This window comes from Mesorhizobium sp. M8A.F.Ca.ET.021.01.1.1, from assembly GCF_003998025.1.
GTDB lineage: Bacteria > Pseudomonadota > Alphaproteobacteria > Rhizobiales > Rhizobiaceae > Mesorhizobium.
This window is the reverse complement of record NZ_RZSJ01000167.1, coordinates 1-10,808: the sequence shown is the minus strand read 5'-3', so window position 1 is coordinate 10,808 and position 10,808 is coordinate 1. Positions and strand designations below refer to the sequence as shown.

The window sequence follows — 10,808 nt, the reverse complement described above, 5'->3', positions numbered from 1 at the left end:
GGTGATCGTGGTTTCAAATCGCGAACCCTACATTCATAACCGCAAGGGGGACGATATCCAGCTGGTCGTGCCTGCCAGCGGGCTCGTTTCAGCGCTGGAGCCGATTACGCGCGCCTGCGCCGGCACATGGATCGCCTATGGCGGCGGTTCGGCCGATGCGCTTGTCGTCGATGAAAATGACCGCGTCGAGGTGCCGCCTGAAAACCCTTCCTACACGTTGCGCCGTGTCTGGCTGAGCGAGGAAGAACAGCAGGGCTATTATCTCGGCTTTGCCAATGAAGGGCTCTGGCCGCTCTGCCACATAGCCTTCACCCGGCCGATATTCCGCGCCTCCGACTGGGAGGCCTATGAGACGGTCAACCGCAAATTCGCCGACACCGTCGTGGCGGAGGCCCGCAACGAGCGGCCCATCGTGCTGGTCCAGGACTATCACTTCGCGCTGTTGCCGCGGATGATTCGGGAGCGCCTGCCGGAAGCGATCATCATCACCTTCTGGCACATTCCGTGGCCGAATTCCGAGGTGTTCAGCATCTGTCCATGGCGCGAGAAGATTCTCGAAGGACTGCTGGGCAGTTCAATCGTCGGCTTTCACACCCAGTTCCATTGCAACAACTTCATCGACAGCGTCGACCGCTTCCTGGAGAGCAGGATCGAGCGTGAGGATTCCGCCATCTCCTATGGCGGCCAGATCAGCCTGGTTCACGCCTATCCGATTTCAATCGAATGGGAGCCGCCGCATCTGAGCAAACTGCCTGCCGTTGCAGAATGTCGCCAGCTCATTCGCGAGAAATTCGGCCTGGCCGAGAACGTCAGGCTGTGCGTCGGCGTCGAACGCCTCGACTACACCAAGGGCATCCTCGATCGTCTCAACGCACTCGATGAGCTGCTGACACTGCATCCGGAATGGATCGGCAAGGTCGCGTTCCTGCAGATCGCCGCGCCCAGCCGCGGCACCTTGCCTGCCTATCAACAATTGTATGAGGAATGTCTGCGCCATGCCGAGGATATCAACGAGCGCCATGGTCGTGAAAACTATACCCCTGTGGTGCTGGTGACCGAACATCACTCGCAAACGGAGGTGTACGAGATTTACCGGGCCGCCGACGTCTGCATGGTCACCAGCCTTCACGACGGCATGAACCTGGTTGCAAAGGAGTTTGTCGCGGCCCGCGAGGATGAACAGGGCGTGCTGATGCTCAGCATGTTCGCCGGCGCGTCGAAGGAATTGCTGGAGGCGCTGATCGTCAATCCCTACGACGCGGCGATGATGGGCGACGCCCTGCTGCAGGCCTTGACCATGTCACCGGAAGAGCAACGTCAGCGCATGCGACGCATGCGCGAGGTCGTGCGCGAAAACAATGTCTATCGATGGGCGGGCAGCATGCTGTTCGATGCGGCGCGCCTGCGCAAGCGGGATGCGGTCGATCGTGCCGTCAGCGCCGCCCCACGTTCTCCTGGTCCCAGTTCTCCCGGCAATGTGATATCGCTGCTCGACCGCAAGCGCGTGGCGGCCCTGTGATGTCGACATTGTCAAACTTGACCGTACCCAAAGTCCCGCAGGGTGCGTGGGCCTTGTTCCTCGATATCGACGGCACGCTTCTCGAACATGCCGCGCATCCCGATGCGGTGGTTGTCGGCGATGAGTTGCGGACGCTGTTGGTGGGGCTCGAATTGCAATTGGACGGAGCTCTGGCGTTCATCACGGGGCGGTCGATCGCTGCTGTCGATCATCTTTTCCAGCCCCTCAGATTGCGCGCCGCCGGGCTTTACGGTCTTGAGCACAGGCTCGCGCGTGATGGGCCGGTCGAGGCGGCGGGAGAGCCCGCCGACATCGCCGCACTTGCCGAGGAGATCGAAGCGGAGCTGGATAGTGCGGACGTCTATATCGAGCGCAAGGGTCCGATCCTGGCAATCCACACACGAGCGGCACCGCACTTGTTGCAGCGCGCGACGCAACTGATCGAGCAGGCGCTGGACAGGTTGCCCGTGGGGTATCGGGTGCTGGCCGGCAATGCCGGCGTCGAATTGATGCCGTTGGAGGCGGCGAAGGGAGCGGCAATCAGGCGCTTTTTGGATCTGCCAGCTTTCGAGGGGAGGCGGCCAGTGTTTCTGGGCGACGACACATCCGACGAGAATGGTTTCGAGGCCGTCAATGAGATGGACGGCATTTCGATCCGGATAAAACCGCGCGGACCGACAGCGGCGCGCCATGCGCTGGCCGACGTCGGCGAGGCTTTGGCTTGGCTGGGTGCGGTGAGCCAGAGCAACTTGGATGGATCGACCGGTCTGATCCATCCCTTGAACCGAAGGAGTCGGCGATGACCCAATTCACCAGTCTCATCCAGGAGATGATGCCTGCTTGGCTACGCCGGCGCTCGGTCCCGAATGCGCACGAGAGCGAGCCGAGTTTGGATCCGTCGCGCCCGCGGGACGCGGACGAGGTCTGGCGCCAGTTTGTCCAAAAGGATCTCTTTGGCGCCGACACACAGGATCACGCCGAGGCGGAGGATAAAAAGACCGACCGCCACTGAGGGCGGGTTAGCCGTCCCCGAAAACCAGCGAAACATTGCCGCCGGCGTGGCGTTCAAGGCGGCCGGCGAGGTCGAGTTCAAGCAGCACCATGAAAACCTGGGCGGGGTGCAGGCCGGTGTGACGGATGATCTCGTCGACCGGCACCGGCGTCGGCCCCAGCGCTTCGATCACCTTGGCCCGGTCGCTCTCGCCTGGTGGCGCCGTGGCCGAAAAGTCGGGCGGGTCTTCAAACGGCGGCGGATCAGGTGTTCGCATGCCGGTCAGCGGAAGGATCGCCCTGGAGATGTCCGAAGCCTCGGTGACCAGCGTCGCTCCATCCTTGAGCAGGCCGTTGGTACCGGCGGCGCGTGGATCGAGCGGGGAGCCAGGCACGGCAAAGACCAGTCGGCCCATGTCGCCGGCAAGCCTGGCGCTGATCAGCGAGCCGGAGCGCTGCGCAGCCTCGACCACGACCAATCCAAGGGCGGCACCGGCGACAAGGCGGTTGCGGCGCGGGAAATCCTGGGCGCGTGGCTGCCAGCCGAACGGCATTTCCGAGATGATGGCGCCACGCTCGGTAATGTCATCGCACAGGCCGGTATTTTCGGGCGGGTAGGGCAGGTCGAGGCCACCGGCGAGCACTCCGACCGTGCCGGTCAAGAGACTGCCCTGATGCGCCGCCGTGTCGATGCCGCGCGCCAGGCCGGAGATGATGCCATAGCCGTCTCCTGCGAGATCGGCTGCCAGCATGCGCGCCATCTTGATGCCGGCAAGCGATGCGTTGCGGGCGCCGACGATCGCGATCCCCGGCAACCGGAACACCGCGGCGTTACCCTTGACCGCCAGCAGCGGCGGCGGATTGTCCATGCTGCGCAGCAGCGGCGGATAGTCTGCCTCGCCGATGCCGACAAAGCGTGCACCGATCCGCCGCGCGGCCTCCATCTCGGCCTCGGCTTCGGCCAGCGAAGGGATGCGCACGATCCGGTTGGCGCCACCGGAAATCATCAGTTCCGGCAGCATTTCCAACGCGACCTCGGCCGAACCGAAACGGTTGATCAGGTCGCGAAAGGAGGCCGGGCCGACATTCTGGGTGCGGATCAGCCGCAACCAGCTCAGCCGCTGGCGATCGGTGAGACGCGGCCCGGCGGCCGGTTCGCTCACCCCTTGGCTCCGATCTTGCCTTCGGTGCCGGCCATCAGCCGCGAAATATTGGCCCTATGCTTGATGAAAACGATGATGCTCATCACCACGAACAGCGCTGCAACCTGGGGTGTGCTCATGACGTAGAGGGCGATCGGGACGACGACGGCTGCAGCAAGCGCTGCAAGCGAGGAGAAGCGAAACAGAAAAGCCATCACCAGCCAGACAACGGCAAAGATCAGCGCCACCTGCCAGGCGAGGCCGATCAGCACGCCGAGATAGGTCGCGACGCCCTTGCCTCCTTTGAACCCCAGCCATGCCGGAAACAGGTGCCCCAGAAAAGCGCCAAGGCCGGCCCAGACCGCTGTTTCAGGCGCGAAATGGCCTGCTATCAGCACGGCGGCCGTGCCCTTCAGCGCGTCAAGCAGCAAGGTCGCGGCGGCAAGCCCCTTGTTGCCGGTGCGCAGCACATTGGTGGCGCCGATATTGCCGGAGCCGATCTTGCGCACGTCACCGAGGCCGGCCGCGCGGGTAAGCAGCAGGCCGAACGGAATTGAGCCCAGCAGATAACCGAACACCAACGCCAGGATCAGGCCATACGTCATTGTTTCCCCCGCATTTCCCCCGGCCATGCTCGATGTCGCATGGCTATTGCCGGCTCAGGCGGAAAACACTGTGCGGCCCGCCACCAGCGTTTGCAAGACCTTGCCCTGCAGGCGTGCGCCTTCGAAACAGGTGTTTTTCGAGCGCGAGCGGATGCCGCTTTCACTGACGATCCAGGGCTCGTCGAGATCGACAAGCGCGAGATCGGCTAACGCGCCTGGCTTCAGCGTGCCGCCGGGCAATCCGAACAGCCGCGCCGGCGCGGTGGACAAGGTCTCGATCAGCCGGAGCAAAGGCACATCGCCATTGTGGTAGAGGCGCAAGGCAGCGCCCAGCAGGGTTTCGAGTCCGATGGCACCGGCTGCCGCGTCGGCGAAAGGCAGGCGCTTGGTGTCGACATCCTGCGGATCATGCGAGGAGACGATGACATCGACCGTACCGTCCCTGACCGCCTCGATGACAGCCAGCCGGTCTTCCTCGGCGCGCAGCGGCGGCGTCAGGCGAAAGAAGGTGCGGTACTCGCCGACGTCGTTTTCGTTGAGCGACAGATTGTGGATCGACACGCCCGATGTCACTGCCGCTCCGTCGGCCTTCGCCCGTGCCATGGCGCTTGCCGCCATTGCCGTCGAGATCTTCGCGGCATGGTACGAACCCCGCGTCAGCCGCGCCAGCGCAAGGTCACGCTCGAGCGGGATGGATTCGGCTTCACGCGGAATGCCGGAAAGGCCGAGCCAACTGGCATACAGGCCTTCATTCATGACGCCCGATGACCCAAGGTCGGCATCCTGCGTTTCATGGACGATGGTGGCGCCGAAATCGCGCGCGTAGGTCAGCGCGCGGCGCATCACCAGCGCGCTCGATATGGTGTGCCGGCCATCGGTGAAGGCGACCGCGCCGGCCTCGCGCAGCAGGCCGAACTCCGTCATCTCGCGCCCGTGGAGGCCCTTGGTGATGGCTGCGGCCGGAAAGATGTTGACGACGGCCGTATCCTTGGCGGTGCGCAACACGAATTCGACCAGCGCCACATTGTCGATCACCGGGTCGGTGTCGGGCATCATGACGATCGACGTCACTCCGCCGGCGGCCGCGGCGACACTCGCCGAAGCGATGGTTTCGCGATGCTCGCCGCCCGGCTCGCCGATGAAGACCCGGCCATCGATCAAACCTGGCATGATCGCCTTGCCGGCGCAGTCGATTGCCGTGGCGCCTTCGGGGACGCCCTGGTTCAGCGCCGCCTTGCCCGCGGCAACGATTTTCTTGCCATCGACTATGACGGAGCCGACTTCGTCGATGCCGCGCGAAGGGTCGACGATGCGGGCGCGTTCAAAGACAGTCGTGCTCATGCGCCGCGACCCTCTTGATTGCGGCTCTCTTGATTGCGACGGGGATCAAGCAGCGCTTCCATCACCGCCATGCGCACGGCGACACCCATTTCCACCTGTTCCTGGATGACGCTTTGCGGGCCGTCGGCGATTTCGGAGGCGATCTCGACACCTCGGTTCATCGGGCCGGGATGCATGACCAGCGCGTCATCCTTGGCCGCCTTCAGCTTCTCGGCATCAAGGCCGAAATAGCGGAAATATTCGCGCACCGACGGCACGAAGGCGCCTTCCATGCGCTCGCGCTGCAAGCGCAGCATCATCACCACATCCGCGTCCTTCAGGCCTTCCGCCATCGAGCGGCAGACGATCACGCCCATCCTGTCAATGCCCGAGGGCAGCAGCGTCGAGGGTGCCACCACCCGCACCTGTGCGCCAAGGGCGTTGAGCAGCATGATGTTGGAGCGCGCCACGCGCGAATGCAGGATGTCGCCGCAGATCGCCACGATCAGCTTCGACAACGGACCCTTGGCGCGGCGGATGGTGAGCGCGTCGAGCAGCGCCTGTGTAGGGTGTTCATGGGCGCCGTCGCCGGCATTGACAACCGAACAGCCGACCTTCTGGGCCAGAAGGGCCGCGGCGCCCGCCGACTGGTGGCGGATGATCAATATGTCGGGCCGCATGGCGTTCAGCGTCATCGCGGTGTCGATGAGCGTCTCGCCCTTCTTCACCGAGGAACTCGCCACCGACATGTTCATGACATCGGCGCCAAGCCGCTTTCCAGCCAGTTCGAACGAGGACTGCGTGCGGGTCGAGGCTTCGTAGAAGAGGTTGATCTGGGTGCGGCCGCGCAGCGTCGAGGTTTTTTTCTCGGACTGCCGCGAGATCGCGACCGCTCGATCCGCCCTGTCGAGCAACAGCTCGATGTCGGCGGGCGAAAGATCGCTGATGCCCAGAAGATGGCGGTGAGGATAGAGTGGCAGGGACGAAGCGTCGGTCATCTCAAGGGGCTGCTATAGGGTGCGGATTTCGCGCCCGCAAGCACCCGCTTTGCATTGACGCCGTTCTCCCCGGTATTTTCGTCGCGCGCGCAGCAACGCTTGGCTATATCTAGCCGATGGCCTCGGATTCGAGGCTTTCCGACGATAAGGCCTTTCTAGAAGGATTGGGCGTGACCGACGACGTAACGAACCAGCCGCCGCCGCTGACGGGCGGCAACGCCTGGCGAGGCGATCCGTTGCTGATCCAGCTTGCCGAGCGCTTTTCCGATCCGGTGCGCAAGGATCTCGACGGGCTTGGCCGTTTCGTGCTCACGCAAGAAGCGCAGGAACTGGCCCGCCTGGCCAATGTCGAGACGCCAAAACTCAGGACGCACGATCGCCAGGGACGGCGCATCGACCTGGTCGAGTTCCATCCGGCCTACCACGCCTTGATGCGCCGTTCGGTGGCCAACGGTCTGCACTCCTCGGTCTGGGAAAATGGCGACGCCGAGATTGGCCGCCGCCATCAGGTGCGGGCCGCCCGTTTCTACCTGACGGCGGAACTCGAGACCGGGCACCTGTGCCCCATCACCATGACCAGCGCCTCGCTGGCGGCATTGATGGCCAGCCCAAAACTGTTTCGCGAATGGGCGCCGCGCGTGACGACCCGCAAATACGACCAGAGCCAGAAGCCGCCGGTCGAGAAGACCGGACTGACGCTCGGCATGGGCATGACCGAGAAGCAGGGCGGCACGGATGTGCGGGCCAATGTGACCAGGGCGGAACGCGTCGGAAGCGGGTTCTACCGCCTGTCGGGACACAAATGGTTCATGTCGGCGCCGATGTCGGATGCCTTCCTGGTGCTGGCGCAGGCGCCGGAGGGGCTGTCGTGCTTCCTGGTGCCACGTGTGCTCGGTGACGGGTCGGGCAATGGCTTTCGCTTCCAGCGGCTGAAGGACAAGCTCGGCAACCGCTCCAACGCGTCTTCCGAAGTCGAGTTCGTCAACGCCATCGGCGAGATGGTCGGCGAGCCCGGCGCCGGCGTCAAGACGATCATGGACATGGTGACGTTGACCCGGCTCGACTGCGCGGTGGCGTCTTCGGCGATCATGCGGGCGGGGCTGGCCGAAGCGATCCATCATGCCCGCCATCGCCAGGTGTTCGGAACCAACCTGATCGAGCAACCGCTTATGCAGCGCGTGCTGGCCGACATGGCGCTCGATGTCGCCGCGGCGACCGCGCTGTCATTCCGGCTGGCGCGTTCCTTCGACGAGGCGGCGAGCGATCGCGGCGAGGCGGCCTTCGCCCGCGCCATGACGCCGGTCGTCAAATACTGGGTCTGCAAGATCGCGCCGCCGCTGCTTTACGAGGCGATGGAATGCCTTGGCGGCAATGGCTATGTCGAGGAAGCTCCACTCGCCCGCTATTACCGTGAAGCGCCTGTCAACGCGATCTGGGAAGGATCGGGCAATGTCATGGCGCTCGACGTGCTGCGCGTGCTTGGCCGCGCGCCCGGCCTTTTCGAAGAGGTGCTGGGCGGCATCGACCGCGACCTCGGCGCCGGCGGGCGCGGCACGATCGGTGTTCTGAAGGCGGCCATGCAGGTGGCTTCGACCGACGAGGGCTCGGCCCGGCTGCTTACGGAACAGCTTGCGCTGTCGGCGGCGGCCGCCGAGTTACGCCGACTGGGGGCAGGGCGGATCGCCGATGCTTTCGTCGAGACGCGGCTCGCGGGCCAGTGGCGCAATACCTACGGTATGCTCGATTCGCGTCACGATGCGCGCATGATCATCGATACGCTCTATCCGCCGGTGAATTGACGCGATGCCGGTCATCGGGGGCGTTGCCGATCCCCGCCGTCGCCGTTAACCTTAACAAATGGTTTCCGTTGCGGCGGCGAACCGCAAAGCCCACTGTCATTCCTGTCGAAGCAGGAATCACGATGCGACACGTATTGACCTCCTTTCTGTCGGTGCACTGGGCGATCGTTTTCGCTCTGCTCGCGCTGATCTGTATCGATGGAAATCGAGGCGTGGCGGCGGCTCTTGGCGTACTCGGCGTGACCGTCGAGAGCGCCCGATTGATCAATCTGGAGAACATCGTCGTGGTCGCTCCACTGGCGACCGCATTGCTGGTCGTGGCGGTGCTGTTCTTCTGGGCCTTTGTCGATACGCTGATCAACGACGCGTCCAGCCCGGGTGCCGACAGCGTCGTTCGCATCGCCTTTATTTCCGCTTCCGGCGTGATGTCGATGATCCTGATCGGCGGCGCTGCCCAAGGCATCAACGGTCTGTTCATGGTGGTGGCTGTGCAATTGGCCGCACTCCTGGCCTCCTATGTCGCGATGCTCGCCGAGCGGCGTTCGGTAGCCGCGTTGGATGAGGACGATTTCCACGCCACGGCGCACAGCATGGCGAAGGCCGCGGCGCATAATTCACTGCTCTCCCTGATATCGGGTCGGACTGGCTCGAACGGAAAGGGAGGCCGCTGATGCGTTACATCTTCGGAATGTGGGCCGCCCCGATGGCAATTTTCTGGGGCTGGTTCTATCTGTCGGCCAACGACATCAATTTCGGCTACGTCATGTTCAGCCGGCAGACGCACGACTTCTTCTTCCAGCTCTACGGCCAGATTCTGGGCATCGACCCATCGATCATCCCCGGAATGGTGGCGAAGACTTGCGTCTTCGACGGGCTTCTGCTGACGGCCTTGTGGGCATTCCGCAGGCGTCGCGAGATTTTGGGCTGGGTCAGCCGGCGCTGGACGGGTCCGGTTCGGTTCGATCGGCTGCATCGAGCGACTGAAGCCGGTCCAAAACTCCCTGCAGAATAAAGGCGGCTGCCGCCGAATCGATCTTGCCGGCGCGTTTGGCGCGCGAGAAGTCCATTTCGATCAGCGTCCGTTCGGCCGCGACCGTCGATAGCCGCTCATCCCAGAACACGAAGGGCAGGTCGCTCAGTTGCGCCATGTTGCGCACGAAGGCGCGCGATTTCTGGGCGCGTGGGCCTTCGGATCCGTCCATGTTGATCGGCAGTCCGATCGCCACCGCGCCGACATTCTCCTTCTCCAGCAACGCCAGAAGGACGGCGGCGTCGATCGAGAATTTCTTTCTGAGGATGACCGGGCGGGGATGGGCGAAGGAGAACCCCCGGTCGGAAACCGCGACACCGATCGTCTTGTCGCCGAGATCGAGCCCCGCCAGGGTCCTGCCGTCGGCGAGGCGCGCCGGCAATTGCTCAATCGTGATGACAGCCAACGGTTTTCCCTCGTCTTTTCGGTAGCACGCGTCTTTTCGAATGCGCGGCGGACACTATACCCTTTGATCTCGGGGCTAGCGGCGTTCTATCCTCTGGCTCGACAAAAATCGAGGAAATGCATTGATGAAATTGACCTGGTACGGCCACTCGGCGTTCCGCATCGAAACCGGTGCCGCGAAAATCCTGATCGACCCTTATTTGATCGGCAACCCGTCCTGGACCGGCGGTTGGGAAGAGCCTGCCGAAGGGATCACGCATGTTCTTTTGACACACGGGCACAGCGACCACATCAGCGGCGCGCTGGAAGTGCTCGGCAAGAGTGGCGCTCAACTGGTCGCCAATTTCGAAATCTGCATGCACCTAGTCGGCAAGGGCGTCAGCGACAAGAAGATCAATCCCGGCAACATCGGCGGCACGGTCGATTGCGGCGGCTTCACCACCACCTTTGTCCAGGCGCTGCACTCCTCCTCCTTTGGCGAAGATGGCGGCAGGAACGTCTATCTCGGCAATCCGGGCGGGCTCGTCCTGCATTTCCCGGATGACCGCACGCTCTATCATATGGGCGATACCGATATCTTTTCCGACATGGCGCTGATCAACGAACTGCACGAGCCGAAGATCGGCATTGTCCCGATCGGCGACCGCTTCACCATGGGCGGCGCGGTGGCGGCCCTTGCCTGCCGCCGCTTCTTCAAGTTCGACACGGTTGTCCCTTGCCATTTCGGCACGTTTCCGATGATCGATCCGACGCCCGAAAAGTTCGAAGCCGGCTTGGAAGGGTCCGGCGTCAAGGTCGCGTTGCCGAAAATCGGCCAAGCGATTACCATCTAGAAACAACGAAAGCGGAACAAATCCATGGCGTTGGGGCGATCTCTTTGCGTTTCGATGGTTGTCGCGGCGTCGCCCGCGCTCGCCGCCGATGATTTCATCGACGGCGTCTATCTGCAGTCCGAGGAGCTTTTGTGGACAGGCCAGGAAGGAGACGCTGCAGACGCTTG

The 10,808-nt window shown here is 63.4% G+C and carries 12 protein-coding genes; 7 read left to right on the top strand and 5 right to left on the bottom strand.

The features are described from left to right. The first annotated feature begins 1 nt into the window (after window position 1). From EOA36_RS15380 to EOA36_RS15370, 3 genes are read left to right on the top strand one after another with little or no spacing between them, the layout of a single operon-like run. Window positions 2–1,519, top strand: coding sequence for a trehalose-6-phosphate synthase (locus EOA36_RS15380; RefSeq protein ID WP_245464361.1), 1,518 nt, complete (start codon window positions 2–4; stop codon window positions 1,517–1,519). Beyond that, window positions 1,519–2,322, top strand: coding sequence for a trehalose-phosphatase (otsB, locus tag EOA36_RS15375; RefSeq protein WP_127278357.1), 804 nt, complete (start codon window positions 1,519–1,521; stop codon window positions 2,320–2,322). Before EOA36_RS15380 ends, otsB begins: the two co-directional genes overlap by 1 nt. Beyond that, on the top strand, window positions 2,319–2,531 hold the full coding sequence (locus EOA36_RS15370; protein WP_127278356.1) for a hypothetical protein: 213 nt from the start codon (window positions 2,319–2,321) through the stop codon (window positions 2,529–2,531). Before otsB ends, EOA36_RS15370 begins: the two co-directional genes overlap by 4 nt. Window positions 2,532–2,538: 7 nt before the next feature. Here the strand turns inward: EOA36_RS15370 and dprA are convergent, their stop codons facing one another. The 4 genes from dprA to EOA36_RS15350 are packed head-to-tail and all read right to left on the bottom strand — an operon-like array spanning window position 2,539 to window position 6,574. Next, window positions 2,539–3,672 (bottom strand): DNA-processing protein DprA, encoded by a 1,134-nt coding sequence (gene dprA, locus EOA36_RS15365; protein ID WP_127278355.1) that lies wholly within the window; start codon window positions 3,670–3,672, stop codon window positions 2,539–2,541. Then, on the bottom strand, window positions 3,669–4,256 hold the full coding sequence (gene plsY / locus EOA36_RS15360; protein ID WP_127278354.1) for a glycerol-3-phosphate 1-O-acyltransferase PlsY: 588 nt from the start codon (window positions 4,254–4,256) through the stop codon (window positions 3,669–3,671). Before plsY ends, dprA begins: the two co-directional genes overlap by 4 nt. A gap of 54 nt (window positions 4,257–4,310) precedes the next feature. Then, the gene (locus EOA36_RS15355) at window positions 4,311–5,597 is read right to left on the bottom strand and encodes a dihydroorotase (protein ID WP_127278353.1); all 1,287 of its coding nucleotides are present in this window, start codon (window positions 5,595–5,597) and stop codon (window positions 4,311–4,313) included. Beyond that, on the bottom strand, window positions 5,594–6,574 hold the full coding sequence (locus EOA36_RS15350; RefSeq protein ID WP_127278352.1) for an aspartate carbamoyltransferase catalytic subunit: 981 nt from the start codon (window positions 6,572–6,574) through the stop codon (window positions 5,594–5,596). Before EOA36_RS15350 ends, EOA36_RS15355 begins: the two co-directional genes overlap by 4 nt. Before the next feature lie 170 nt (window positions 6,575–6,744). On the opposite strand from EOA36_RS15350, the gene EOA36_RS15345 reads away from it, so the two are divergent. From EOA36_RS15345 to EOA36_RS15335, 3 genes are all read left to right on the top strand, one after another. Next, window positions 6,745–8,373: a DNA alkylation response protein gene (locus tag EOA36_RS15345; protein WP_127278351.1), complete on the top strand. Its 1,629-nt coding sequence runs from the start codon at window positions 6,745–6,747 to the stop codon at window positions 8,371–8,373. Between the two features lie 122 nt (window positions 8,374–8,495). After that, window positions 8,496–9,044, top strand: a complete 549-nt coding sequence (locus EOA36_RS15340; RefSeq protein WP_127278350.1) for a hypothetical protein — start codon at window positions 8,496–8,498, stop codon at window positions 9,042–9,044. Then, entirely contained in the window at window positions 9,044–9,385 is a 342-nt protein-coding gene (locus tag EOA36_RS15335) for a DUF6105 family protein (protein WP_127278349.1), read from the top strand. The genes EOA36_RS15340 and EOA36_RS15335 overlap by 1 nt, the downstream gene beginning before the upstream one ends. On the opposite strand, the gene ruvX is transcribed toward EOA36_RS15335, so the two are convergent. Then, complete coding sequence (gene ruvX, locus EOA36_RS15330) at window positions 9,303–9,809, bottom strand: Holliday junction resolvase RuvX (RefSeq protein WP_127278348.1); 507 nt, start codon at window positions 9,807–9,809, stop codon at window positions 9,303–9,305. The two genes, EOA36_RS15335 and ruvX, sit on opposite strands and share 83 nt — an antisense overlap. A 124-nt stretch (window positions 9,810–9,933) precedes the next feature. Here ruvX and EOA36_RS15325 point away from each other — a divergent pair, with 124 nt between their 5' ends. Next, window positions 9,934–10,641 (top strand): metal-dependent hydrolase, encoded by a 708-nt coding sequence (locus EOA36_RS15325; RefSeq protein WP_127278347.1) that lies wholly within the window; start codon window positions 9,934–9,936, stop codon window positions 10,639–10,641. Window positions 10,642–10,808: the final 167 nt, after the last annotated feature.